Here is a 25,206-nt window from a genome sequence, read left to right on the forward strand (position 1 = left end):
CGGACCCGCCCGGCGGTGCGTGCCGTGCTGGTGCGCCGGGGTGTCCGGCGCCCCGGATCAGCCCAGGGCGCGACGCCGCCGGACGAGCAGGGCACCGGCCCCGAGGAGCAGCGCGGCCACCCCGAGCAGCCCGAGCGTGACGCCGGTCGTCGGGATGCCGCCCGGTCCGCCCGGAGCACCGGGCGCCGCCGTGCCGCCGCCGGTCGACCCGGTCGACCCACCCGTCGGGGCGGTCGAGCCGTCCGTCGGACCGCCGGTCGGGCCCGAGGACCCGTCGGTCGGACCGCCGGTCGGGCCGGATGACCCGTCCGTCGGCGGTGTCGACGGCTCGCTCGGCGTCGGCGACGGCTCGGTCTCGTCGGCCTCGACGAGGACGAGGTAGGAGCGGGCGGGCACGACGACCGAGCCGTCGGCCTCGTCCCACTCGACGTCCGCGACCACGGGGTCGGAGCCGTCGGCCTGCGCCGGCGTCAGCACGAACGGCCGGCCGACGAGCTCCGGGAAGGTCCGCGTGACCGCCTCGGGGCTGGCGTTGATGAGCACGAGCGCGGCGTCGAGCGTGTCGGACGCGCTCTCGCCGATCGTGTCGTCGACGAGCATGGCCAGCGTGCCCGGTGCCTCGTCGGGGCCGCTGCCGGGGAAGGAGACCTTCTCCTCGATCAGCTCGGCGCTGCCGAGGGTGAGCAGGTCGACCTCGCTCCGAACGCGCAGCAGGTCTTGCGCCTGGCCGTCGGCCGCCGCGATGGCGGCGGCGTCCGGGGCGAGGCTCGCGTCGCTCAGGTACGGCGTCATCCGCGCCCACGCCGACTCGTTGTCCCAGGCCGGCGGCAGTCCGGAGCCGAACGTGGTCTCCGCGCCGGTCCAGTCGATCCGGTTGAACCAGTCACCGGAGTCGTAGGAGTTGCGATCCAGCGACTTGCTCCGCAGCAGCTCGGTGCCCGCGTGCCAGAACGACGGCGACTGACCGAGCGTGACCGTGGCGAGCTGCACCGTGTTCATCCGCACCCGGTCGGTCATCGACGTGTCCTGCGGCAGCTTGAGCGCCGCGATGTCGTAGAGCGTCTGGTTGTCGTGCGCGTCGACGTAGTTGACGCTCTCCTCCGGCGAGTCGGCGTAGCCGGCCGGCGCCCCGTTGTAGTCGATCTGGTCGCCGCGCAGCTCCGTTCCGTCGCTCGTGAGCAGCACGTAGTCGCGCAGGTTCCCGGCCATCCCGAGCTTCACCAGGTCGGTCAGGTGGCCGAGCGCCGCATCGTCGGTCCGGTTCTTCCCGTTCGGGTCGGTCGCCAGCCCGGTGCCGAAGCCCTGGTCGAAGAGCGAGTCCCCGTCGAGCGGGCCGCCGCCGTGCACCGCGTCGCGGAGCCGGTCGTTGAACGAGCCGATCCCGGTCCCGCCGAGCTGCCCCTGGGTCGCCTGCTCGAACAGGGCGTTGTTCGCGACCTCACCGAAGTTCCAGCCCTCCCCGTAGAGGTAGATCCGGGAGCCGTCGACCCCGTCGTCGGCGAGCGTCAGCTCGTCGAGCGCGTCGCGGATCGCCAGCATGTTCTCCCGGGAGTGGTGGCCCATGAGGTCGAACCGGAAGCCGTCGACCTTGTAGTCGCGCGCCCACATGACGATGGAGTCGACCATGAGCTTCTCGGCGACCTCGTGCTCCGTCGCGATGTTCTGGCAGCACGTGGAGGTCTGGACCGAGCCCCCGGCGTCGAGCCGGTGGTAGTAGCCGGGGACGACGCGGTCGAGCACCGACTTCTCGGCCTGCCCGGACGCGGCGGTGTGGTTGTACACCTGGTCGAGCACGACCTCGAGCCCGATCGAGTGCAGCGCACCGACCATCTCGCGGAACTCGGTCACGCGGGCCGCCCCGTCGGGGTCGCTCGCGTAGGAGCCCTCGGGCGCCAGGTAGTGCCACGGGTCGTAGCCCCAGTTGTACCCGTCGGTGCCGCGCTGCGCGCCGACGCACGCCTGCTGCTGCGTCCCGGCCGGGTCGGCCGCGCTCAGCGCCGCCAGGTCGCAGTCCGGCGTCGTCTGGGCGTCCCGGTCCTCCTCGATGGAGGCGATGTCGAACGTCGGGAGCAGGTGCACCGTGGTGAGCCCGGCCTCGGCCAGCTCGGTCAGGTGCGTCATGCCCGCGGAGTCCTCGTGGGTGAACGCCTTGTAGGTACCGCGCTCGTCCGCCGGGACGCTCGCGTCGCCGATCGAGAAGTCGCGGACGTGCAGCTCCCAGATCGCGCGGCTCGCCGCGTTGGCGACCGGGTCGGCCGTCTCCTCGACCCACTCGGCCGGCTGGGTCGCCGGGTCGGACAGGTCGACGGCGACGCTGGCGAGGGAGTTGAGCGTCAGCGCGTGGGAGTAGGGGTCGGTGACGGTGTTCGTCTCGATCCGACCCGTCGTCGGCGCGTAGACGGTGACGACCCACCGGTAGGTGTCACCGCCGGCCAGGGTCCCGTCCGGCACGGACCACACGCCCGTCACGGGGTCGAGGGATGCCGGCACGTCGTCCGACGGCTCCCCGCCGCCCGCACCGAGCTGCAGCTCGACCGACTGGGCGGTCGGTGCCCACAGCCGGGCGCTGGCCGTCCCGCCGGCCGCCAGCGCCCGCCCCGCGGCGGGCACGCCGCGACCGGGCGCCGCGTCCGGCACCGGGCGACCGGCGTCGTCCGCGAAGACGACACCGAGCTCGACGTCGCGCACCGCGGCGGCGTACAGGTCGTCGAGCACACCCGGGACCTGGACGCCGGTCGCCGCCGTGAGGGCGCCGTCGGCGCTCTGGGACACCCACACCTGCTCGGTCAGCAGCTCCCGGACGGCGTCGCGGTCGACGTCGTCGGGCAGGGCGAGGCCCTGGTAGCCGGCGAGCGCCGGGAACCGCTCGGTGACCTCGGCGGGCAGGTCGACCGGCGTCAGGTCGATGCTCGACCCGCCCGTCACCGCCCCGTCCGCGACGGCCAGGGTGGCGTCGGCGGAGTGGTGCAGCGACCAGCTCGCACCGGAGGCGACGCCGAGCGTCCGCGGCCAGGCGAGGAGGTCCTCGCCGACCCAGTGCGCACGCAGCTCGCCCGTACCCGGCAGCGGCGGGTCCTCGACCGTGATCGTGAGCAGGTGCCTCGCGATCTCGTAGGAGAAGGCGACGACCTTGCCGCCGGTGGCGGAGAACCGGTAGTTCGATCCGTCGCGAACCCCGTCGACGCCGTAGTTCTCGTCCCAGGACAGGCCGTGGGCCACCTTGACCTCGTAGGCACCCGTCGGGATGCCGGTCGTCGAGAACGTGTAGATGCCGTCCCCGTCGTCGTCCTGCAGCCAGGCGCACATCGAGGCCGGCTGCCAGTCGCCGGGGCAGCCCAGCTCGGACTGGAAGTCACCGGCGAGCGTGATGATCGGGCCGGACGAGGTGTTGCTGAACCGGTTGGTCACCGGGTCGAAGTAGAACGTGATCGGGCCGCCGGCGTGCGTGTAGGTGACGTTCGGACCGTCCTTGACGCCCCCGGCGCCGAAGTTGAGGTCCCAGCTCCCGTCGATCGCGACCTTGTACTCGTAGTCGCCGGCCGGCAGGTCGAACGTGCCCGACCAGATCCCGTCCGGACGCAGCGTCAGCTGGGCCTGCGTGCAGCCGGGCTGCCAGTCGGCGCTGCACCCCATCTCGGAGTTGTGGCTGCCGGGGACGCTCACGGCGTCGTAGGTCGACGGACCCGGCTCCTCGGGCTCGGTGGTCGTGACACCGACCCGGACGGAGCCGTAGCTCGAGGCGGCCGACACGTTCCCGGCCGCGTCGAGGGAGACCGCGCGGTACTCCACCAGCGTCCCGTCGGCGAGGCCCGCGGTGTCGTGGAAGACGCGCGGCTTCGTCGTCTCGGCGGTCCCGAGCTGAGTCCACTCGTCGTCGCCGACGACGCGCCAGGCGAACGAGGTCTCGCGCCAGTGGTCGTCCGCCGACGCGGACACGGGGACGAGGCCGTCGATCGAGGCACCGGGCGCCGGGGTGGAGACCGTGACTCCCGCGGCCGCCGCCGGGGCGGTCACGGTGCCGTCGGCCCGGAGCACGACGGCCGAGCGGGCCGGGACGGTCACGCTCGCGACCGCGTCGGTGCCCGTGACAACACCGGTGACGCTCCCGTCCAGCGGGTAGAGCGGCGCGAACGTCGCGTCCGCCGTCAGCGTCGGCACGTCGACCGTGCGCGCGGCGGCCGCGTTGTTCGCGACGACGAGGTACTCGACCTTCTCGTCGCGGTCGACGCGGGAGAAGGCGTAGACGCCGCTGGAGTCGACGAGCCGCTCGATCTGGGCGCCGTCGCTCAGCGCCGGGTGCTGTGCACGCAGGGCCGCGACGTCCGCGATCGTCCGGTACAGCGGGGCGGACGTGTCGAACCGGTCGACCGAGCCGGCCGTGACCCCCGTGACGAGGGGCTGGTTCGCGTACTCGGCCACCTGCGTCGCGAACATGTCCTGCCGGGCGTCCTTGTCGCCGCCGGTGCCGGCGAAGCCCTGCTCGTCGCCGTAGTAGACGACGGGCTGGCCGCGCGTGAGGAACATGAGCTCGTGCGCCAGCTCGCTGCGCTCGAGCGGGTTGTCCGTGGTGCGCAGGAAGTAGCCGACGCGGCCCATGTCGTGGTTGCCGAGGAAGGACGGGAGCGCGGACGCCGACGTGGTCGGCGTCGTGTAGTAGTCGTCTCCGGCGAACAGCGCGGACAGCGAGCTAGGCAGGCCGCCGCTCGCGAAGGTGAGGGCCTGCTGCTGGAAGTAGAAGTCGAGCACCGAGTCCATCTGCGTGCGACGGACGTACGGGCTGAGCTTGACCGGGTCGGCGTCGTAGACCTCGCCGAACATGAAGAAGTCGGGGTTGCCGACGGCGGTGGCGTGCTGGGAGACGGCTGCGGTGAACGCCTGCCAGAACTCGAAGTTCACGTGCTTGACGGTGTCGATGCGGAAGCCGTCGATGCCGAGGTCGACCCACGCGTCGTAGACGTCGATGAAGCCGTCGACGACCGTCGGGTGCTCCGTGAACAGGTCGTCCAGGCCGCTGAAGTCGCCGTAGGTGACGGACTCGCCCTCCCAGGTCGAGTCGCCCCGGTTGTGGTACAGCGTCGGGTCGTTGAGCCACGCGGGGACGCGCAGGTCGGCGTCCGCCGGGTCGATCACCGGCGTGTAGGGGAACGACGTCGCGGCGTCGAGCTCGGGGAAGGTGTCCGTCCCGGCGTAGTCGGCCGGGTCGAACGGGTTGCCGTTCGCGTCGCGGTAGGGCGACGACGCCTGCGGCACGTAGCCGTACTGGCCCTCCTGGTAGGAGATGACGTCGGCCGTGTGGTTGGTGATGATGTCGAAGTAGACCTTGATGTCGCGGTCGTGCGCGGCGTCGATGAAGTCCGCGAGCTCGTCGTTCGTGCCGAGGTGCGGGTCGATCTGGGTGAAGTCCGTGACCCAGTAGCCGTGGTACCCGGCCGAGGCGTCGGCGCCCGTGCCCTGGACCGGGCGGTTCTTGAACGACGGCGTGAGCCAGATGGCGGTGGTGCCGAGGCCCTCGATGTAGTCGAGCCTGTCACGCAGACCGGCGATGTCGCCGCCGTGGTAGAAGCCCTTGTCCGTCGGGTCGAGGCCGGTGACGAGACGGTCGTCGGAGTCCTCGCCGCCACGGTCGTTGGTGGTGTCGCCGTTCGCGAACCGGTCCGTCATGACGAAGTAGAAGACCTCGTCGCCCCCCGCCTGCCGGACGGGGTCCGCCACGAGGGCGGAGTCGGCGTCGCTCACATCGCCGGCCAGGTCGAGGGGCACGAGGCCCGTGCGCTTGGTGGTGGCGTCGAAGGTGAACCGCAGGCGGGTCTCCCCCGCGAGCACGAGCGGCGTGTTGCCCGAGCCGCCCTCGCGGCCGTAGGACTCCTCCCACGCGTGGTCGTAGGTCACCTTGTACTCGTAGCTGCCCGCCGGGAGCGTGAACTCGGCGGCGTAGACGCCGTCGGTCCCGGTCGGCGCGAGGTCGGTCGCGGTGCACTCCGGCTGCCAGTCACCGGCGCAGCCGAGCTCGGACTGCAGGCTGCCGACGAGGGTGAGGGGCCGCGGGGCTGCCGCCGCCGGCGCGACCGGCGTCGCGGCGAGAGCCGCGCCGAGACCGGTCGCGGCGAGGGCGAGAGCGGCGAGCGCGGCAGCCGGGCGACGGCTCTGCCGCCTCGTGCTGACGCCGCGCGAAGAACTGTGCTGAGACACGGGACGATCCGTTCGTCGGCTGCGGGGGTTCCGCGGTGACGCCTGCACTGGCGCCCCGCGAGGTCACCATCGTCCCAAGGCATGGGACGTTGCGCAAGACTTGCAGCGAAGTTGCATCAACGTGAGGACGATTAGCGCTGATTTGTGACTGCGGGAGTGTGAAGGGGGTCACAGCGTCGGCGTGTCGAGGGGGGCGTGTTGCAACGATTGCGGGCGCGAGTTGCGGCGGGCGGCCGAGCGCCGCGTCGGAGCGGCGCAGACGGGGGGCGGCGGAGCAGCGGAGCGTGCGCGACGCGTCGGGAAAAGCCGAGCGGCGGGCGGCCCACCCGAGGGTGGACCGCCCGCCGCTGCGGTGATGCGGAAGGCTGAGCGCCTAGGCCTCGATCAGAAGCCCATGCCGCCCATCTCGTCGCCGCCGGCCGGGACGGCCGGAGCCTTCTCCGGCTTGTCGGCGACGACGGCCTCGGTCGTGAGGAAGAGACCGGCGATCGACGCGGCGTTCTGCAGCGCCGAGCGGGTCACCTTGACCGGGTCGTTGACGCCCGCGGCGAGCAGGTCCTCGTACACGCCGGTCGCGGCGTTGAGGCCGTGCCCGGCCGGGAGGTTGCGGACCTTCTCGGCCACGACGCCGCCCTCGAGACCGGCGTTCTCGGCGATCTGCTTGAGCGGGGCGTCGATGGCGACCTCGACGATCTTGGCGCCCGTCGCCTCGTCACCGACGAGCTCGAGGCCCGCGAGGGCCTCCTTGCCGGCCTGGATGAGCGCGACGCCACCACCGGCGACGATGCCCTCCTCGACCGCGGCCTTGGCGTTGCGGACGGCGTCCTCGATGCGGTGCTTGCGCTCCTTGAGCTCGACCTCCGTCGCGGCACCCGCCTTGATGAGGGCGACGCCACCGGCCAGCTTCGCGAGGCGCTCCTGGAGCTTCTCGCGGTCGTAGTCGGAGTCGGAGTTCTCGATCTCGGCGCGGATCTGGTTGATCCGGCCGTCGAGGAGCTCCTTGTCCCCGGCACCCTCGACGATCGTGGTCTCGTCCTTGGAGACGACGACCTTGCGCGCCTGGCCGAGCACCGACAGGTCGGCGTTCTCGAGCGTGAGACCGACGGTCTCGGAGATGACCTGGCCGCCCGTGAGGATGGCCATGTCCTGCAGCATCGCCTTGCGGCGGTCGCCGAAGCCCGGGGCCTTGACGGCGACGGACTTGAAGATGCCGCGGATCTTGTTCACCACGAGGGTGGCGAGCGCCTCGGAGTCGACGTCCTCGGCGATGATGAGGAGCGGCTTGCCGGACTGGATGACCTTCTCCAGCAGCGGCAGCAGGTCCTTGACCGAGGAGATCTTCGACTCGACGAGCAGGATGAACGGGTCGTCGAGGACGGCCTCCTGACGCTCCTGGTCGGTGACGAAGTACGCCGAGAGGTAGCCCTTGTCGAAGCGCATGCCCTCGGTGAACTCGAGCTCGATGCCGAGGGCGTTGGACTCCTCGACCGAGATGACGCCCTCCTTGCCGACCTTGAAGATCGCCTCGGCGATCTTCTCGCCGATCTCGACGTCGTTCGCGGAGATCGCGGCGGTCGCGGCGACCTGCTCCTGCGTCTCGACCTCCTTGGCCTGCTCGCGCAGCGCCTCGGTGACGGCCGCGACGGCCTTGTCGATGCCCCGCTTGAGGGCGATGGGGTTGGCGCCGGCGGCGACGTTGCGCAGACCCTCGCGAACGAGCGCCTGGGCGAGCACGGTGGCGGTCGTGGTGCCGTCACCCGCGATGTCGTCCGTCTTCTTGGCGACCTCCTTGACGAGCTCGGCGCCGATCTTCTCGAACGGCTCCTCCAGCTCGATCTCCTTGGCGATGGAGACGCCGTCGTTCGTGATCGTGGGGGCGCCCCACTTCTTCTCGAGAACGACGTTGCGACCCTTCGGGCCGAGCGTGACCTTGACGGTGTCGGCGAGGCGGTTGAGGCCACGCTCCATCCCGCGGCGGGCCTCCTCGTCGAAGGCAATGATCTTGGCCATGTGGCTGCGATCCTCCTGGTGAGATTCGAACGGACCGGGCGACGCCCGCGACGGACGGCCCCGCACCGGCCGGGCCTGTCCCGACCGCCGCGTGACCTCGCCACCCTGGTCACAGTTGTCACTCTCGATGCGAGAGTGCTAACTGAGATTTTGGCACTCTCGCACCGAGAGTGCAAGCAGCGCTCCCCCGTCGACCGGCTAGGCCCGCGGGCGGGGCAGGTGACGCTCCCACCAGTCGAGCACGGCCTCGAACCGCTGCCGCCGGTGCTTCGGACGACCCGAGCGGGACAGCTCGTGCCCCTCCCCCGGGAACAGCAGCAGCTCGGCCGGGACACCCCGCCGGCGCAGCCCCACGTACCAGCGCTGCCCCTGCTCCACCGGGCAGCGCCAGTCCTGCTCGGAGTGGACGACCAGCGTCGGGGTCACGACCTGACCGATGCGCGCCATCGGGCTCTGCGCCGCGACCAGCTCGGGGTCCTCACCGACGTAGCGCAGCCCGAAGAACCAGCCGATGTCGCTCGACCCCTCGAAGCTGACCGGGTCGAGGAACCCGCGCTCGACGATCGCCCCGCGGAACCGCTCGGCCGCGTCGGGCCGGGTCGTCAGCCACGCCGTGAGGTAGCCGCCGTAGGAGCCGCCCATGACGCCGACGCGGTCGGCGTCGAGCTCCGGGTGCGTCGCCAGGGCGTGGTCCAGCAGGGCGAGGACGTCGTCGGCGTCCACCGTCCCGAAACCGCCGAGGATCGCGCGCCCGTGCGAGCTGCCGTAGCCCGCCGACCCCCGCAGGTTGCCGTAGACGACGGCGTAGCCGGCGCCCGCCGCCACCGCGACCTCGTCGAAGAACACGTCCTCGTAGGCCGCGTACGGCCCGCCGTGGATCATGAGCAGCGTCGGGTACGGCCCGGCGCCGAACTCCTCGGGGTCGGGCGTCACCAGCCAGCCGTGCACGGGCGTGCCGTCCGGCGCACTCGCACCGTCGAGCTCGACCGGGAGCCGGAGCTCGCCGCCGACGGCGTCGCGCAGCGGCGCCGCCAGGTCGGTCAGCGCGGTGAGACCGTCGACGCCGCCGGCGTCGAGCGTCGCCGGCTCGATCTGCACCACCTCGCCGGGGCTGTCCGGCAGCGTCACGCTCGCGATGACGCGGCCGTCCGGCAGCGACGCCGCGCCCGTCACGCTGCCGGGGTGGACGACGTCGACGCCGCCGTCACCGCTCACGCGGACCAGCTCCGTGCGACCGCGCCGGGTCCGGCGCAGCAGCGCGCCCCCGTCGGCCGTGGTCTCGAACGCCCCGGCCCCGACGCCGCCGAGCAGGTCGTCGACCTCGGGGTCCGTCAGCCGCTCGGCGTCGACGAGCCCGGTGCCGACCAGGCGGGCGCGGACGAGGGCGGGGTTGCGGCCGACGTAGTCGAGGCCGTCAGCCCCGAGGTCGCGCACGAGGAGGTGGAGCAGCATCGCCTGGTCGGGGTCGGGCGCGACCGCGAGCGCGTCGACCGTGAGGCCGTCTGCGACGCCGTCCCGCGTGAACGGCGTGAGCGCGTCGAGGGCGACGACCTCCTGCCGGACCGGGACGGGCAGACCGCGGCGGTGAGCTGCGGCGTCGGAGTCGTCAGCGGTGCGCGAGTCGTCGGCGGTGCCGTCGGTGGCCCGCTCGATCTCCGCGACCTCGGGCAGCGCGAGCCGGACGAGGTCCGTGACGAGCGCGTCGTCCCGCCCCCGGCGCACGAGCAGGGCGTCGCCGGCGGGCGTCCACGTCACGTCGGCGAAGGACGGACCGGCCTCCGGGGTGTCGCCACCGGTGAGGCGGAGCGGTGCCCTGGGCGTGGCCGGCGGCGCGGTGGGTGCGGCCGGGAGCGGGACGTCGACGACGAACACGTGGGCGGGGCGGCCCTCGGTGAAGCCGATGCCGTCGTGACGGTAGGTGAAGGTGGTGATGTGGCGCGCGGGCTCGGCGTCGGGACCGACCCCGTCGGTCGTGCCGTAGCGGCCCTCCTCCGGGACACGCGCCACGTAGGCGATCCGGCCGGAGTCGGGCGACCAGGCGGGGCGGCCGGAGACGCCGAGCTGGTGGCTCGTGAGCACGACGGGCTCGCCGCCGCGCACGTCGAGCACCGCGAGCTGCGCGGGTCCCGACTCGCCGGCGCGCAGGAACGCGATCCAGCGGCCGTCGGGCGAGACGACCGGCTCGCTGTCGCGCGGGCCCGCGGTCAGCGCGAGCGCCGGGGCGCCGGGCTCGGCGAGGTCGAGTCGCCAGAGCCGGGAGCGGTAGGCGTCGGCGTCGAGGTCGGGCCGGGAGACGGCGACGACGGCGAGGGCGCCGTCCGGGCTCACCGCGGGACGGCCGGGGATGCGCAGGAGGTCGAGGTGCTCGGGCTTCACCCCTCGACCCTAGGCCAGCGGTCGCAGCCGGCGCTGGCTCGAGGCCCCGTCCGCTCTCCGCGGATCGTCGCACCCGCCACCCCGACCGATGCGGCGCGTCGCACTGGACACGCCGTGTGGAGCACGATGACGCCGGGACGGATCCGCGGAGAGCGGACACCCTGGCGGCCGACCGAGCGGACCGGGCTAGACCGGCCCGGCGGGCTTGGCGGGGTCCTTGCGCTTGTCGTCGCCGGCCACCACGAGGCTCGGCATGATCTCGTGCAGCCGCTCGACCCACTCCGGGTGCTCGTCGCCGAAGCAGGTCTTGATGACCTTGGCCATCGCGAACGCGGCCGTCGAGGCACCGGGCGAGGCGCCGAGCAGGCCGGCGACCGTCCCGTCGGCCGACGCGATGACCTCGGTGCCGAACTCGAGGGTGCCGCCCTTGGTCGGGTGCGGCTTGATGATCTGCACGCGCTGGCCGGCGTTGATGAGCGTCCAGGGCTCCTGCGTGGCTGCCGGGAAGAAGCCGCGCATCGTCCGCAGTCGCGCGGCCGGCGACGCGATGAGCTCCTTGACGAGGTACTTGACCAGGTCGAGGTTGTCCCGGGCCACCGAGAGCATCGAGCGGACGTTGTGCAGCCGGACCGTGCGCAGCGCGTCGAACATCGAGCCGTGCACGAGGAACTTGACCGAGAAGCCGGCGAACGGGCCGAACATGAGCGCGGTGCGGCCGTCGACCACGCGGGTGTCCAGGTGCGGGACCGACATCGGCGGCGCGCCGACCTCGGCGCGGCCGTACACCTTGGCGTGGTGCCGGGCCACGAGGTCCTCGTCGAACGTGCGCAGGAACTGCCCGGCGATCGGGAAGCCGCCGTAGCCGCGGATCTCCGGGATGCGCGTGCCCTGGAGCAGCCGCAGCGCGCCGCCGCCGGCGCCGACGAACACGAATCGCGCGTCGACCGTCCGGGGCTCGCCGATGGTCTGCCAGGACCGGTCCCGGACCGTGAGCCGCCAGCCCGGGCCGCACCGGCGGATCGAGCGCACCTCCTGGCCGAGGTGGACGGTGGCCCCGCGGGCGCGGGCCGCGTCGAACAGCTCGGTGGTGAGACGGCCGAAGTCGACGTCGGTTCCGCTGCGCACGCGCGTGGCGGCGACGGGGCCGTCGGCGGGACGGCCGGCCGCGAGCAGCGGGGCCCACTCGGCGATCTCGCCGAGGTCCTCCGAGTACTCCATGTCCGCGAAGTTCGGGTGGGCCGAGAGGGCCTCGTACCGAGCCCGCAGGTAGTCGACGCCGTCCTGGCCGGACACGAACGTCATGTGCGGGACCGGGCTGAGGAAGGAGTCCTCGCCGTCGATCGCGCCGGTCCCGGCCAGGTGCGCCCACAGCTCGCGCGAGGCGTGGAACTGCTCGTTGACGGCGACGGCCTTGGTGATGTCGATCGAGCCGTCGGCGCGCTGCGGCGTGTAGTTGAGCTCGCAGAGCGCCGCGTGCCCCGTCCCGGCGTTCCGCCAGGGGTTCGAGCTCTCGTCCGCTGGCTCCGGCAGCCGCTCGAAGACGTGGATGCTGGCGCCCGGGTCGAGCTCGCTGAGCAGGACCGCGAGCGTCGCGGACATGATGCCGCCGCCGATGAGGACGTAGTCGACGGGCGGGGTCGCCGGGCGGGTCGACCGGGGCCGACGGGAGCCGCGGGCCACGCGCGAGCCGCTGGGTGCTGACGTCACTGCCGGGTCCACTCCGCGCTCACTCCGCGAAGTCGGACCGGAGCACGACGGTGATCGACGCGACGTCGGCCAGCTCGCTGACCTGCGCGATCCCGAGCTCGGACGCGACGGCCTCGGCCGCGGCGCGCAGCGACTCGTCGCGGAAGAACACGGTGGACACCTCGGGCTGCGCCGACTGGTAGTTGCCGCTCGTGATGTTGCTCCAGCCGAGACCGGCGAGCTTCTCCTGCGTCCGGCCCGCCAGCCCCTGGACGCTGGCGCCGTTGAGCACCGACACGGCGACCGCGCGGTCCACGGGCTCGGGCTCCGGCTCGGTCGCCGTCTCCTCGGGGGTCGGCTCCTCGCTGGTCTCGCCCTCGCCGGCGCCCGTGCTCTCCTCGGGGGCCGGCTCGGTGCCGTCGGTGGCGGCGTCGGTCGGCGTGCCGTCCGTCGCGGTGATGCTGGGCGTGGTCGGAGCCGCGCCGTCGTCACCGCCGCCGGCGGCGATGCGGACCAGGCCCCAGGCGAGGAGGGGAGCGAGGACGACCACCGCGATGAGCGGCCCCCACACGCGCCACCACGGTCGCGGCGCACGGTGAACCCCCTGCGGGACGCGCTGGCGTCCGAGCTCGTCGAACTCGTCGTCGGGGAAGGGGTAGGTGTCCTCAGCCACGATGCGAGGGTAACCGAGACGGGGCGGTTCAGCCCGTGACGTCGCCGAGACGACGCGCGGAACGCGCCTGCTGGCGGCTCGCGCGCATCCGGCGCAGGCGCTTGACGAGGAGCGGCTGGGCCGCGAGCGCCTCGGGTCGGTCGATGAGCGCGTTGAGCACCTGGTAGTACCGGGTGGCGTTCATGCCGAACGCCTCGGAGATCGCCGCCTCCTTGGCACCGCCGAAGCGCCACCAGCCGGTCTCGAACTCGAGGATCTCGCGCTCGCGCTCCGTGAGGCCACCCTCGGGGGCGCTCTCCGGAGCCGCCGTGACCGCGGCCGTCGCCGTCGTGGCCATGCCGACCTCCCTCGTGAGTCTCGTGCGCCCGGTACGTGCGCTGCGCCCGGGAGCCGGTCCCGGTGCTGCCCCATCCTATGCGGTGAACCACACGCGTGTCATTCGCCGACGACACGGGGCCGCCGTGCTATGCGTCTCCCCCGGGCGAGGCCGGCCTCCCGATCAGGGAAGCGACCAGTCGACCGGCGAGGCGCCCTGCTGCTCGAGCAGCGCGTTGGCGCGGGAGAACGGGCGCGATCCGAAGAACCCGGCGTTCGCCGACAGGGGCGACGGGTGCGGCGACGCGACCACGGGCACGTCGCCGAGCATCGGCGTGAGGCCCTGCGCGTCGCGGCCCCAGAGCACGGCGACGAGCGGCCCGCCGCGCCCGACCAGCGCCTCGATCGCGCGCTGCGTCACCTGCTCCCAGCCCTTGCCGCGGTGCGAGCCCGCGGCCCCGGCGCGCACGGTGAGGACGCGGTTGAGCAGGAGGACGCCCTGGTCGGCCCACGGCGTGAGGTCGCCGGTCGTCGGGGTCGGCAGGCCGAGGTCCGTTCCGAGCTCGCGGTAGATGTTGGCGAGGGAGCGCGGGACGGGCTGGACGTGGGGGTCGACCGCGAAGGACAGCCCGATCGCGTGCCCCGGGGTCGGGTAGGGGTCCTGGCCGACGATCAGCACCTTGACGTCGGCGAGCGGTCGCTCGAACGCGCGGAGCACGTGGCGCCCGGCCGGCAGGTAGCGGCGCCCGGCCGCGGTCTCGGCGCGGAGGAACTCCCCCAGCTCGTGCACCTGGGCCTCGACGGGCGCGAGGGCCTCAGCCCAGTCGGGAGCGATGATCTCGGCGAGCGGCTGCGGCATCCGACGATCCTGGCAGGTGTCGGGTCGCGGGGCCAGCACGACGCCGACGGTTAGCGTGAGGGGATGGTGACCACACCGACCACACCGCCGTGGCGCAGCTACGTCGCGATGGGCGACTCGTTCACGGAGGGCCTGTGGGACGTCCTCGACTCCGACGGCGTACCCAGCCCCGACCTGTCCACGTGGGCGACGGCCAACCCGCACGACCCCGACGTCCCGACGCTCCGGCTGCGCGGCTGGGCCGACCTGCTCGCCCAGCACCTGGCGCGCCGGCGACAGGAACCGCTGTCGTACGCGAACCTCGCGATCCGCGGCAAGCTCCTCGGCCCGATCGTCGAGGAGCAGCTCGAGCCGGCGATCGCGCTGCGCCCGGACCTCGTGTCGTTCGTCGGGGGCGGCAACGACATCCTGCGCGCCTCGGTCGACATCGACTCGATCTCGGCGCAGCTCGAGGAGGCCGTCGTCCGGCTCCGGGCCGAGGGCATCGACGTGCTCCTCGCGACGGGGTTCGACATGAAGTCGCACTCGATGCTGTCGGCGACCCGCTCTCGCGTCGCGCTGTTCAACGCGAACATCAGCTCGATCGCGCGGCGGCACGGCGCCTACGTGCTCGACCTGTGGGGCATGCGCAGCCTGCGCGACCCGGAGTGCTGGAGCGAGGACCGCATCCACCTCCTGGCGAAGGGGCACGAGCGGGTGGCGCAGGCGGCGCTCGCCGGGCTCGGGCTCGCCGCCGACGACCCCGCGTGGGACGACGCCGAGATCGACCTGCCGCAGCTGCCCGTCCGCGAGCAGCTCGCGCACAACGCCGCCTGGGTGCGCCACCACGCCTATCCCTGGGCCACGCGGCGGTTCCGGGGCACGTCGTCCGAGGTCGAGCGCCTGCCGAAGTTCCCCGAGTACGTCGAGGTGGTCGACGGCGACCCGCCGGACTGAGCGGGACACACGGGGAGCGCCGGGCCGGGGCACCGGACGCGCTGGGCGCCGGGCGCGCGGGGCGCCGGCGAGCGGCGCGTGCAAGAGGAGCCGGCCGAGCCGACACATCCGGGGTAGCGCGGCCCACCGCGACCGACGCGGCTCGCCCGCGTCGGTCCGCACCGCGTGGGTCCGACCAGCCCCACCCGCGATCCCCGAGGAGGATCCCCATGACCACCGCCCTGCACCGCGCGGCGCGCACCAGCATCGCGCTCGTCGCCGCCATCGTCCTGCTCGCCGCCTGCGCGTCGGGTGGGGACTCCGGTACCGCCGACGCCACCGGCGACGCGACCGAGAGCGGCGCCACGACCGACGCGCCGGCGACGGAGAGCGCGGAGGGCGCCGACCCGGGCATCGCCGGCTCGTGGGTCCTGGCGGACGACCCGGCGATCACCCTGGAGGTCACCGAGACCGGTCAGGTGTCCGGCAGCGGCGGCTGCAACACGTACATGACGACGGTGACCCGCGACGAGGCGACGGGCGACCTCACGTTCGGCCCGGCCGCCAGCACGCGGATGGCGTGCGAGCAGGCGGTCATGGACGCCGAGCACGCCTACCTGACGCGACTGGAGACGGTCACCCGGGGCACGGTCGACGGCGCGAGCCTCGTGCTCGGGACGTCCGACGGCGACGAGCTGGTCTTCACCTCCGCCGGCTGAGCCCGACGCGAACCTCCGTCGACCCGTCGCGGCGCAGGCCCACCTCGACGACGGCGCGGTCGCCGTCGTCCTCGACGCGCGGCTGCCGCCCCGGCCCTTCCGCGACCGAGAGCTTGATCTGGGCAGATCAAACCCCAGGAGTTGATCGCCTGCGAGCCGCACGCGCGTCACGGAGCCGCCGGAGCCGGTTCACGACGACCGGCGCGTGCGCGAGGGCGTCCGGTCGCTCCAGGAGTGCGTTGAGCACCTGGTTGTAGGACGTCTCGTTCACGCCGAACTCCGCCCGTAGAGCCGCCTCCTTGGCGCCGCCGAGCCGATGAGGGCGAGACTCGAAGTCGAGCATCTCCCTCTCGCGCTCGGACAGACCCGTCGAGGATCCGACGACGCGGCCGGACGGCACCGGGCTCATGCCACTCCTTCGTCCATGCGCATCGTCCGGCCACGACCGTCGTGATGCCCCTGGTACAGGGTGACCAGCTGAACGGTGACACCGAGCTCCTTGGCGAGCGCACCGGCATGGTTGCCCACGAGACGCTCGGCCAGGCTGTACTCCAGCGACGAGATGAGCGTCTGCGCCGCCCAGAGGTTCGCCTCTCGCTCGTCCCGCTCGCGATCGTGCCTGGTCCGCCAGTCGTGCCGGTGATGGACGTGCCCGAGCTCGTGAGCAAGCGTCGTCCGCTGTGTCAGCAGGGTCTTGCGTGGGTTGACGTAGATGATGCCGGTGGAGTGCACCTCCCCCGAACGACTGCCAAGATCGCGAAAGACCACTCGCATCCCCATCGCCCCCGCCAGCCAGATCAGTTCCTCCACGCGACCCTCCTATGGCTCGTCCTGCTGCGCCTCCGACTCGGCGTCGTCGTCATCCTCTCGCGCTGCCATGAGCGTGCCACCGCCCTCCGACATCGATCGGCCGCCGAAGATCGTGCGGCCCCCGTCGCGGTAAAAGATGGGGTCGGGGTACCCCCGGCCGCGGAGATCGGCGGCATCGCGTTCCGCCTCGGCCAGCACGTCGGCCACGTCGAGCCCGAGGGTCCAGCACAGCCGGTCGAGCACGTCAAGGTCGATCGCCCGGGTACCGCGCAGGATCTTGGAGAGCTGCGACTGCGACACCCCTGAGACCGCTGCCAGCTCGGTCTGGGTCGCCTGGACACGCGCGACACGTGCTCGCAGCACCGCGGCGACGTTGCGGGTGATGACACCGGGAAGGGTCACGTTCGTCATGGCCGCGAGTATGCCAGCACAACCGACTTCAGTCCAGACTTGACTCTTCTAGTTCATCTGGACTACGACTATCTCCATGAACTACAGATCTCGAGAGAAGCAGCTCCAGGCGGAGGTCCTGGCGGAGATGGACCTCCGGGGGGTCTCCCTCTCGGACCTCGCGGCCGGATCCGGCATCGGTCTCGGCACGCTGAACCGGTGTCTAGCGGGAGAGACCGCGTTCACCATCGACGCCCTGTCTCGGGTGGCACGAACCCTCGGGACCACGGCATCGGACCTCCTCGCTCGATCGAGGACGGAGCATCCCTGATCGTCGTCCCTCGGTGGACGACGTCGAACCGCCGGGCCACGCGCCAGCGAGAGACGAGGCACAGCCATGTCGATTTTCACCCGCGCCGAATGGCGGTCGTTCGTCCGCGACGCGGCCGATGCCGAGGGACACATCCTCACCGAGAAGGAAGTCCGTGACTGCGCCGGGCTCCTTGCTCACAGGTACGAGGCGGCGCTCGACGAGCGGCCCGGCGACTGGAGCGTCGACGGGACGATCCCCGACCCGACTCCGGCGACCGCCTTCCCGAACGCGGCGATCGAGCGCGCCGTCGTGAATGCGGCCGCGGCTCGGAGACGCATCACGACCAGACGATCCGCCTGACCCATCCACCCCGGCCCCGCCCGCTGCCACAGCGGCGCGGGGTTTTCTCATCCCTGGAGTACCCATGCCTACCGAGATCCAGCCCCGGCCAACCCGCCGCGAACGCGACATCCCCCACCTGCCCCCGCTCCTGGGGCCGCTCCTGGAGCGGGGTGGCGAACGATGACCGCTCTCACCGAGCCGGCCCTCTCCCCCTCCGGTCGATCGAAGGGGACCCGTGACCGGTACCCGGACGACATCCGCGTCGGGGACACGATCACCTGGGTGGACCGCGAGCGGGTTCGCCGGGGTGTGGTGACCGGTCGCGAGGGGAACCCGTACGTCGCCGTGGTGCTCGTCGGACGAACGCGCGTGTACCGGCGGCAGGTCACGCTCCACCTGCCGAGCTCGTGGACCCCGCCCGCGTCGCTCGACATCCCTCCCCAGGACCTGCAGGAGGAACAGGCCGCGTCGCTCGTCGAGGCCCGCCAACAGCACGGCTGGGACGAGGCGCTGCGCGTCGCCGGGCTCAGCCACGCGGAGGGTGTCCGTCGCTGGTCCCTCGCCATCGACCGGGGCTGGGCCTCCTGAGACGACGCACTCCGGCACGCCCACCCTCACCACGAACCGGGAGGACAGCATGACCATCTCAGCAATCGAAGCCCACCAGGCACGCGACGACCTCCTCCAGATCTGTGACGCATGGCCGGCGCTCCGCGCTCGTCTTCACCGCTCGAGCAGACAACCGGCCGGGGACCGCGTCTCCGGCAGCAGGAGCCGGCCGCTGGTGCTCGACGTCCACGTCCTCGACCTGATGACCGAGATCGAGAACGAGGCGGCCTCCCTTGCCCACGTGCTCATGGACGAGCTGCCCAGGAGCACGGGCCGACCGTGGACTCCCGCGCAGACGGGAGTCGCCCTGCTCCGCGAGATCGCGACACGACACCACGGTCACTTCACCACGGGCGACGAGCAGACAGCCCTCGCGTTCGTCGGGTGGGCCAGCACCTACTGGCGCAAGGTCCGGCGCACGATCGAGGGGAGGGCCCCGTCCGCCTATATGGGCGACTGCCCCATGACCTACCCGGAAGGGACCCGGCGCGACGGCGAGGACGTCTCCGGTCTCCCCTGCTCGGGGTCGCTCTACCGGTACGACGGGTTCGCCGACATGCGCTGCCCCGACTGCGGGCAGGCGACGACGCTCGACGACCAGCGCGACCACGTCGCCTCGGTGCTCGAGAAGCTCGTCATGACCCAGAGCGAGATCCGCGCGGCGCTCGTCGTGCTCGGCTACGAGGTGTCGATCAAGACGGTGCAGTCGTGGACCCAGCAGCTCCGGGGTCGACCGGCTCGGCTCCCCGAGGCGGTCGCCGACGAGGGGCTCTACCGGCTCAGCGACGCGGTCGAGCTGGCCGAGCAGTGGGCGAAAAGGAGCGCAGGAGCGCGACGCGTGCCTTCCGCCCACTAGTCAGGTACGCTGCAAGCGATGGTGTTGAACAACACCCACGAAAGGCCGGGAGTCAACTGAGACCCCGGCCTTTGTCGTAGGCGCGACCGGCATCGGAGGCGGCCCTTTCCTCCGGGCCGTCACCTTCCGGGGAAAGCTCAGGCCTACCCCGACGCAGGCACCCGTCCCCTTGCTCGCTCTCCCATGACGGAGAGGTGCGAGGCGGCCAGCTCCGCGCTCTCGCGACCCTCTTGTGCTCAGCGGCGACCGGCCAGCACCAGTTCGGCTCCCGCCCTGAGCCCATCCATCCTCAGCCCCACGCATCCCGCGCGGGGTTCTTCGTCGCGCCATCGGGCGACGGAGGGAGAAGAAAGCCGCACGTGCGGCGACAACCAACGCCCCGCCAGTCGGGGAAGACAAGGAGTGAACATGCTGCTGCTCTCTGATGGCATCACCCGCCTGGACATCCTGCCCACCAAGCCTGCTGGCTGGGACGTGGGTGACGGCACGGTCGAGCTTCCGCTGTCCGCGTTCGCGGACGCGGTCGACACCTGCGGCCAGATCAACAAGCCGGACTACCACCTGGGTGCTGGACCGTCGGCCACCGTGGCCGACCAGCCGCTGTGCGAGAAGGGCGAGGGCAACGCCTTCGGGGCCTCGACCTTCACCGGCACCCTCTCGGTGCTGCGTCAGTACGACGAGACGGGTCATATCGATCCCCTGACGGACACGGTCTACGCCGTGATCGGCGAGAAGGGTGCGCGGGCCTGGTACGCCGAGCGCACGGGCCCGTCCGCCAAGACCCCGCTGGCCATCGGCGACGAGGGCTGGATCTACGAGGCGGAGTCCGACGAGCCGTCGGTCCCGCAGGACCGCTCCGGCTACTCGAAGGAGACCATCCCGCTCTCCGTCAAGGGTCGACGCCGCTTCAAGGTCGTCGCTCCCGCCGGACCGTGATCTAGAACCCCTGCCGCGCCGGATGACTCACAGGCTCTCCGGCGCGGCAGGCTCCCCGACCGACGCCTGTGCCCCCGCCCGCCACCAAAGACAAGGAATGAGCCTGTGACAACTACTCCCGAGACCACGATCGCCGTCGACTTCGACCTCATCAGCTACATCAACTCCGGCACGGTCGCGCGCCGCGAGGTCGTGATCTACGCCGACGAGCAAGCCGCCGGCGAGCTCATCGACGCACTCGCGGCGCTGCGCGCGCTGGGCTGGTCCGATGACGAGGAGCCGCGCCCGTCGACGCCCAAGGACGGCCCGCTGGACGAGCCGAGCGAGCCCGCCGGGGTCGGGCTCCTCCTCGACCGTGCCCGTGCGGCCCAGGAGCGCCTCGACGCCTCGCGATCGGTGTGGACGGTCCAGGCGCTCTCCTCGGAGACCGCCGACGACATCATGGCCGAGCACCCGCTGCCGAAGATGCCAACCCCCGCGAAGGACAGCGCGAGCGAGCGGGAGCGCGAACGCTACCAGGAGCGCTACCTGGCCTATCGGGAGTCGGTCGACAGGACCCAGCGGGAGCAGCGGTACGCGCTCCTCTCCCGCGCCGTCGTGTCCGTCGAGACCCCTCACGGCACGGCCGAGGGCGCCAGCGTCGAGCAGCTCCATGCGATCGACGCCCGCCCCGGCGGCCAGAAGTGGATCGACCGACTCTGGTCAGCCCTGGACGAGGCGCAGACCCAGGACCCGGACGTGCCGCGCCCTACGTGGCTCGGGCGCTCCACGAACTCCCCGGCCTGATCCGGGCGCTCCGCGCCGCGAGGGCGTGGGGCGTGCGTCCGATGAAGTACCTCGGCGCCACCGGGAAGCGGTGGACGGGCAGGGACCGCGCCCTCGCCGAGGGACTGGAGGAGTACGAGGCGAGCCTCAACCCGGTCGGCATTCCGTCCTGGATCGCACGCGACCCGAGTCGCAGATTCACGGTCGACGAGAACGTCGACCGGGCCATGGCCGTCTACGAGGAGGCCCAGGAGGGGATCCGCAAGTCCGACGTCGACACTCCCGGGCTGATCCTCGCGGTGCTCGAGGTCAGCTCGGAGGTGACGGCGCCCTCGACCACGAGCACCGCACCAGCGGGATAGGCGCCCCGCGGGGGCGAGCGGGGTCTCGATCCGCTCGCCCCCACCAACCACCACACCGCAATCCCCTTCGTCCCCGCGACGTCGGGGGCCATCGACATCCCGAGGAGGTACCCATGGCCAATCCGACCATCAAGGTCGCACTGACCATCTCGGTCACGCAGTACACGACCGAGGTCGAGCGGGCGACCCGAGCGACGGAGTCGCTCGGAAAGTCAGCGGACAAGGCAGCGAAGCAGTCGCAGACGGCGTTCGCCAAGATGCTCCAGTCTGCGCGTGACAACAAGGAGGCGTGGGCGACCGTCGGCGGAGCCCTCACGAAGATCGGCCAGTCGATCATGGACGTCGCCGTGTCCGCGGCGAAGGCCGGCATCGCCTACAACACGCTGCAGCAGACCTCTCGCACCGCGTTGACGACCCTCCTCGGCTCCGCGGAGGCGGCCGCCGCGCAGATGGGCAGGCTGGACGACTTCGCGCGGAACTCTCCCTTCGCGAAGAAGACGTTCGTCACGGCGCAGCAGCAGATGCTCGGCTTCGGCGTCGCCACGCAGAAGGTGCTCCCCTACCTGGACGCCGTCCAGAACGCCGTCGCCGCGATGGGCGGGTCCAACCAGCAGATCACCGACATCTCGTCGATCATGTCGCAGATCTCCGCGGCGTCGAGGATCACGGCCGGCGATCTGACCCAGTTCGGTCAGCACGGCGTCGACGCCGCGGAGCTGATCGGCTCGCAGCTCGGTCGGACCGGGACACAGATCCGCGAGGAGATCACGGCCGGCACGCTCGATGCCGGTACCGCCCTCGACGCACTCGCCGCAGGTATGCAGAGCCGGTACGGCGGGGCTGCGAGCGACGTCAAGAGCACCTTCGCCGGCGCGTTCGAGCGGGTCAAGAGCGCCTGGAGCGATCTGACCTCCGAGCTTGCGCAGCCACTGGTCGGCACCGACGGTGGCGGCATCCTCGTGGGCCTCGCCAATGGTGCCGCCGATCTCATGCGGAACTTCCAGGCGCTGCCAGACCCGGTCAAGGCGGCGACCACGACGGTCGCGGGAGTCACGGGAGGGATCTCTCTGCTCTCCGGGGCCCTGGTCAGTTCCTATCCCAAGTGGGTCAAGTGGAAGGACTCGCTCAATAGCTTCATCACAACAGCCGGGGCCGCCGGAAAGGCCGTGGGCCTCCTTCGCGCCGCCGCCCTTCCCCTGGCCGGGGTCTTCGCGGCTGCGTCGATAGCGCTCATGATCTGGGGCGAGAAATCAGCGGCGACGAAGTCTCGGGTCGACTCATTCTCGGAGACCATCGGGAACATGACGAGTACCGTGGCGACCGCAACCAACAACCTCCTCACCGGAACCAACTCGGACTGGGGCTGGTTCGAGAAATGGAACACTCGCACCGAGTGGTTTGAGATGGGAGCAGAGTCGTTCGTGGAGGCAGCCTCCATGCTGGGCCAGTCCGCGGACGACATTTCGCGCTCGCTCTCAATGAGCTCGGAAGAGTATGACGCCTACAGCAAGTCGATCCTCGATACGTCCACGGCCATGGGCTACGGGACCGGTGTTGGCCAGGAGTACCTCAACAAGATTGGTGAGCAACGAACCGCGATGGAGGCGGCGGCCGAGGCACAGAGAATTTTCCAGGAGCTCACGGCGGGCACCACCTTCCTCACCGAGGAACAAGCCGAGCAGACGCGTCTTGCTGCCGAAGCCGCGCAGCAGTTCGCGCAGGCGTGGCTGGAGACGGCCCAAGGCGCGGGCAACACGTTCGGGACGATCAGCAGCGCCTACGACGCCGTGATCGAGAAGAACAAAGAGATCGCGCAGAGCGAGGCAGATCGGGCTAATGAAGGGCTCGCGGCGAACGACGCGAGCCTGAAGTCGTGGACGGACTTCTACAAAGATATGTCCGTCTCGCACGACGACTGGCTAGCTCAGATGCAGGAGCAGCAGCGGGCCACCGAGAACTGGGCGAGCAACTACCAGACGGCGATGACCCAGGTGCGCGGGATGCCGGCTGAGGTTCAGGAGTCAGCGCTTGCGATGATCCAGGACCTGGTCGCCAAGGGGGCCGATGGAATGCCGATGCTCCAGGCCTGGGTCGATGGCACACCGGAGTGGCGTCAGGAGATGATCAGGGCGTTCGACGGCAAGAACCTCGCGACGGATCTCGTCGGCGAGACGCCTCCGACCATCGACGTCCTGGCACGCACCGCGCTTGCGGAGGAGAAGGTGCGCGAGCTCGAGGAGCAGCTCCTCGACACCACCACGACGACTCAGGTCGACGCCGACACGACGCCGGCCACGCTCACGCTCGACGAGATGCTCGCCTATGCCGGCGACGCGAATGTCGTCGTGCCGATCCTGTCGAGCGCTGGACCAGCCCGCACGATCGCCGAGGAGTTCCTCGCGTGGGCACAGTCGACGGAGCCGATCATCGTGTGCGATGCCGACACCGGAGAGGCCACCGTCACGGTGGACGCATTCACGAGCTGGGTCCAGAGCCTCGACCCCAGCGCCAGGTTCAGTGCCTCCACCGACGAGGCGACGGGCAGCGTCAGTGCCTTCATCACGTGGGCGGACGGTTCCCGCTCGGAGGTGCAGGTCGACGCCGGGACCGGCGGCGCGGAGACGACGGTCACGAACTTCGTCGGCACGACGAACGAACGTCGCGCCTCGATCCAGGTGTCCGCGTCGACGTCGGATGCCGAGGAGAAGATCTCCGTGCTCACCCGGGCACGGAGGGTGTCCGTCTCGGCCTTCATCCCGGGATTCTTCGGGCTTCGCGAGGGCGGACCCGTGACGTATCGCGCAGCGGGCGGCCCCGTCCACGGGCCTGGCACCGGTACGAGCGACAGCGTTCCGGCAACCGGTCCGTTCGGGTCCCGGTACCAGCTCTCCAACGGAGAGCACGTATGGACGGCACGCGAGACGGCCGCCGTCGGAGGGCACGGGGAGATGCTGCGGCTGCGCCGCGCAGCGCTCACCGGACGGGTCAGCTACCGAGCCGGGGGCGGGAGCATCGAGCCCCGGTACCTCACGCCTCGGGTCTCCCCGCAGGTGTACGTCAACACGACACCGACGGCCGACCTCTCGGCGGTGCGACAGATCGTGCGGGACGCCGTCTCGGAGTTCGCGCGCGTATCGACAACAGCAGCAGCAGACATCTCCCAGTCGAACCTCGCGGGTGCCGCGAGATCGCAGGGGAGCGAGTTCCAGACGAGGGGGCCGATGTGGTGACGACGCTGGTAGCCGAGGTTCTCGACGGTCCGCCGCCGATGGTGGGCCTGACTCTCACGGGCGCCGGCACGGGACCAGCCCGGTTCGAGGTGTCCTGGGACGGAGGTACGTCGTGGCGACGCGTGCGGGCTCGCTCGACGACCGTGGTGGGCTCCACCTACGTGCGCGATCACGTGGCGCCGCTCAACGTGCCGGCCATCTACCGGGTGACGGTCAACGAGATCACGACGACGGCGGAGCCGGTCACGGTGCCATCCGACGTCGCGTGGGTGCAGGACCCGCTCGACCCGCGCGGCGCGGTCCCGGTGCTCTGTCACCGCGGAGAGGGGGGTCTGACGCTGCTGTCACCGTCACTGGGCGAGCAGTCACGACGGCAGGTCGTCGACATGGTGACCGTGCAGGACTCGGTCTATCCGGTCGCGGCGCTCGGGCCACGGCTCGCCCCGGCGGACATGCGTCTCCACCTGCGTGCCGCGGCCTCGGCGCAGGGCGAGCTCGTGAACGCGATGCGCGCCCTGATCTCCTCCGGCACCCAGATCGTGCTTCGCGGCCTGCCGCCTGTGCTCGGGCTGGACGCGGTGGCACACGTGACCGCTCCCGACGTGGACGTCCTCCCGGTCGTGGGCGGGGTCGTTGGAGCACTGGCCGACTGGCGGCTCACCGTTCATCAGACACGGCCCATGAACATGAGCATCAGTGTTCCGTTCTGGACGTATCAGCAGGTGCGGGAGATGTGGCCGACCTCCTATGCGGACGTCAGGTCCGCCAGGCCCGGCGAGTCGTACATCGACTGGCTGCGCACCCCCGAGCCGTGACCGAACGCTCTGGTCGTCGGCTCTCTCGTTCTCTCT

At 71.6% G+C, this 25,206-nt stretch carries 21 protein-coding genes; 11 read left to right on the forward strand and 10 right to left on the reverse strand.

Annotated features, from left to right (window positions below):
• Window positions 1–57: 57 nt before the first annotated feature.
• The 7 genes from pulA to EDD28_RS02675 all read right to left on the reverse strand — a co-directional run bounded on the left by pulA (window position 58) and on the right by EDD28_RS02675 (window position 14,108).
• Window positions 58–6,189 (reverse strand): pullulanase-type alpha-1,6-glucosidase, encoded by a 6,132-nt coding sequence (pulA, locus tag EDD28_RS02645; RefSeq protein ID WP_245967891.1) that lies wholly within the window; start codon window positions 6,187–6,189, stop codon window positions 58–60.
• Between the two features lie 384 nt (window positions 6,190–6,573).
• Window positions 6,574–8,199 carry a chaperonin GroEL gene (gene groL / locus EDD28_RS02650; protein ID WP_123738204.1) on the reverse strand — a complete coding sequence of 542 codons (1,626 nt, stop codon included), beginning with the start codon at window positions 8,197–8,199 and terminating at the stop codon, window positions 6,574–6,576.
• A gap of 198 nt (window positions 8,200–8,397) precedes the next feature.
• On the reverse strand, window positions 8,398–10,575 hold the full coding sequence (locus EDD28_RS02655; protein WP_123738205.1) for a prolyl oligopeptidase family serine peptidase: 2,178 nt from the start codon (window positions 10,573–10,575) through the stop codon (window positions 8,398–8,400).
• A gap of 186 nt (window positions 10,576–10,761) precedes the next feature.
• On the reverse strand, window positions 10,762–12,282 hold the full coding sequence (gene mqo / locus EDD28_RS02660) for a malate dehydrogenase (quinone) (RefSeq protein WP_245967892.1): 1,521 nt from the start codon (window positions 12,280–12,282) through the stop codon (window positions 10,762–10,764).
• 19 nt (window positions 12,283–12,301) lie between these two features.
• The gene (locus tag EDD28_RS02665; protein ID WP_123738206.1) at window positions 12,302–12,934 is read right to left on the reverse strand and encodes a LytR C-terminal domain-containing protein; all 633 of its coding nucleotides are present in this window, start codon (window positions 12,932–12,934) and stop codon (window positions 12,302–12,304) included.
• Between the two features lie 28 nt (window positions 12,935–12,962).
• Window positions 12,963–13,271, reverse strand: coding sequence for a DUF3263 domain-containing protein (locus EDD28_RS02670; RefSeq protein ID WP_123738207.1), 309 nt, complete (start codon window positions 13,269–13,271; stop codon window positions 12,963–12,965).
• A gap of 162 nt (window positions 13,272–13,433) precedes the next feature.
• A complete protein-coding gene (locus EDD28_RS02675; protein ID WP_123738208.1) occupies window positions 13,434–14,108 on the reverse strand; it encodes a uracil-DNA glycosylase in 675 nt (224 codons plus the stop codon).
• Between the two features lie 63 nt (window positions 14,109–14,171).
• Between EDD28_RS02675 and EDD28_RS02680 the strand changes: the two genes are divergently transcribed.
• Both EDD28_RS02680 and EDD28_RS02685 read left to right on the forward strand, forming a co-directional pair.
• Window positions 14,172–15,044 carry an SGNH/GDSL hydrolase family protein gene (locus EDD28_RS02680; protein WP_123738209.1) on the forward strand — a complete coding sequence of 291 codons (873 nt, stop codon included), beginning with the start codon at window positions 14,172–14,174 and terminating at the stop codon, window positions 15,042–15,044.
• Between the two features lie 209 nt (window positions 15,045–15,253).
• Window positions 15,254–15,742, forward strand: a complete 489-nt coding sequence (locus tag EDD28_RS02685; RefSeq protein ID WP_123738210.1) for an META domain-containing protein — start codon at window positions 15,254–15,256, stop codon at window positions 15,740–15,742.
• 127 nt (window positions 15,743–15,869) lie between these two features.
• Here the strand turns inward: EDD28_RS02685 and EDD28_RS02690 are convergent, their stop codons facing one another.
• The 3 genes from EDD28_RS02690 to EDD28_RS02700 are packed head-to-tail and all read right to left on the reverse strand — an operon-like array spanning window position 15,870 to window position 16,963.
• Complete coding sequence (locus EDD28_RS02690) at window positions 15,870–16,151, reverse strand: DUF3263 domain-containing protein (protein ID WP_123738211.1); 282 nt, start codon at window positions 16,149–16,151, stop codon at window positions 15,870–15,872.
• Window positions 16,148–16,552 carry an ImmA/IrrE family metallo-endopeptidase gene (locus tag EDD28_RS02695; protein ID WP_123738212.1) on the reverse strand — a complete coding sequence of 135 codons (405 nt, stop codon included), beginning with the start codon at window positions 16,550–16,552 and terminating at the stop codon, window positions 16,148–16,150. Before EDD28_RS02695 ends, EDD28_RS02690 begins: the two co-directional genes overlap by 4 nt.
• Before the next feature lie 9 nt (window positions 16,553–16,561).
• Window positions 16,562–16,963 carry a helix-turn-helix domain-containing protein gene (locus EDD28_RS02700; protein WP_123738213.1) on the reverse strand — a complete coding sequence of 134 codons (402 nt, stop codon included), beginning with the start codon at window positions 16,961–16,963 and terminating at the stop codon, window positions 16,562–16,564.
• 127 nt (window positions 16,964–17,090) lie between these two features.
• Here EDD28_RS02700 and EDD28_RS18185 point away from each other — a divergent pair, with 127 nt between their 5' ends.
• The 9 genes from EDD28_RS18185 (at window position 17,091) to EDD28_RS02745 (ending at window position 25,170) form a co-directional block, all read left to right on the forward strand.
• A complete protein-coding gene (locus EDD28_RS18185) occupies window positions 17,091–17,273 on the forward strand; it encodes a helix-turn-helix domain-containing protein (protein WP_425469975.1) in 183 nt (60 codons plus the stop codon).
• A 66-nt stretch (window positions 17,274–17,339) separates the two neighbouring features.
• On the forward strand, window positions 17,340–17,615 hold the full coding sequence (locus EDD28_RS02710; RefSeq protein WP_123738215.1) for a hypothetical protein: 276 nt from the start codon (window positions 17,340–17,342) through the stop codon (window positions 17,613–17,615).
• Between the two features lie 162 nt (window positions 17,616–17,777).
• Window positions 17,778–18,185 (forward strand): hypothetical protein, encoded by a 408-nt coding sequence (locus tag EDD28_RS02715; RefSeq protein ID WP_123738216.1) that lies wholly within the window; start codon window positions 17,778–17,780, stop codon window positions 18,183–18,185.
• A 49-nt stretch (window positions 18,186–18,234) separates the two neighbouring features.
• Complete coding sequence (locus EDD28_RS02720) at window positions 18,235–19,062, forward strand: hypothetical protein (protein WP_148059525.1); 828 nt, start codon at window positions 18,235–18,237, stop codon at window positions 19,060–19,062.
• A 408-nt stretch (window positions 19,063–19,470) separates the two neighbouring features.
• Entirely contained in the window at window positions 19,471–19,998 is a 528-nt protein-coding gene (locus EDD28_RS02725; RefSeq protein WP_123738218.1) for a phage tail tube protein, read from the forward strand.
• A 105-nt stretch (window positions 19,999–20,103) separates the two neighbouring features.
• On the forward strand, window positions 20,104–20,784 hold the full coding sequence (locus EDD28_RS02730) for a hypothetical protein (RefSeq protein WP_123738219.1): 681 nt from the start codon (window positions 20,104–20,106) through the stop codon (window positions 20,782–20,784).
• Window positions 20,785–20,816: 32 nt separating this feature from the next.
• Window positions 20,817–21,125, forward strand: coding sequence for a hypothetical protein (locus EDD28_RS02735; RefSeq protein WP_148059526.1), 309 nt, complete (start codon window positions 20,817–20,819; stop codon window positions 21,123–21,125).
• Window positions 21,126–21,472: 347 nt separating this feature from the next.
• Window positions 21,473–24,355: a tape measure protein gene (locus EDD28_RS02740; RefSeq protein ID WP_170169324.1), complete on the forward strand. Its 2,883-nt coding sequence runs from the start codon at window positions 21,473–21,475 to the stop codon at window positions 24,353–24,355.
• On the forward strand, window positions 24,349–25,170 hold the full coding sequence (locus EDD28_RS02745) for a hypothetical protein (RefSeq protein WP_123738222.1): 822 nt from the start codon (window positions 24,349–24,351) through the stop codon (window positions 25,168–25,170). The genes EDD28_RS02740 and EDD28_RS02745 overlap by 7 nt, the downstream gene beginning before the upstream one ends.
• Window positions 25,171–25,206 lie beyond the last annotated feature (36 nt).

This window comes from Salana multivorans, from assembly GCF_003751805.1.
GTDB classification, from domain to species: domain Bacteria; phylum Actinomycetota; class Actinomycetes; order Actinomycetales; family Beutenbergiaceae; genus Salana; species Salana multivorans.

Bases quoted from the DNA above. Each gene is read 5' to 3' on its own strand.
- groL (WP_123738204.1), bottom strand. From the start codon at position 8,199: ATGGCCAAGATCATTGCCTTCGACGAGGAGGCCCGCCGCGGGATGGAG.
- EDD28_RS02670 (WP_123738207.1), bottom strand. From the start codon at position 13,271: ATGGCCACGACGGCGACGGCCGCGGTCACGGCGGCTCCGGAGAGCGCC.
- EDD28_RS02675 (WP_123738208.1), bottom strand. From the start codon at position 14,108: ATGCCGCAGCCGCTCGCCGAGATCATCGCTCCCGACTGGGCTGAGGCC.
- EDD28_RS02680 (WP_123738209.1), top strand. From the start codon at position 14,172: ATGGTGACCACACCGACCACACCGCCGTGGCGCAGCTACGTCGCGATG.
- EDD28_RS02685 (WP_123738210.1), top strand. From the start codon at position 15,254: ATGACCACCGCCCTGCACCGCGCGGCGCGCACCAGCATCGCGCTCGTC.
- EDD28_RS02690 (WP_123738211.1), bottom strand. From the start codon at position 16,151: ATGAGCCCGGTGCCGTCCGGCCGCGTCGTCGGATCCTCGACGGGTCTG.
- EDD28_RS02700 (WP_123738213.1), bottom strand. From the start codon at position 16,963: ATGACGAACGTGACCCTTCCCGGTGTCATCACCCGCAACGTCGCCGCG.
- EDD28_RS18185 (WP_425469975.1), top strand. From the start codon at position 17,091: ATGGACCTCCGGGGGGTCTCCCTCTCGGACCTCGCGGCCGGATCCGGC.
- EDD28_RS02710 (WP_123738215.1), top strand. From the start codon at position 17,340: ATGTCGATTTTCACCCGCGCCGAATGGCGGTCGTTCGTCCGCGACGCG.
- EDD28_RS02715 (WP_123738216.1), top strand. From the start codon at position 17,778: ATGACCGCTCTCACCGAGCCGGCCCTCTCCCCCTCCGGTCGATCGAAG.
- EDD28_RS02720 (WP_148059525.1), top strand. From the start codon at position 18,235: ATGACCATCTCAGCAATCGAAGCCCACCAGGCACGCGACGACCTCCTC.
- EDD28_RS02725 (WP_123738218.1), top strand. From the start codon at position 19,471: ATGCTGCTGCTCTCTGATGGCATCACCCGCCTGGACATCCTGCCCACC.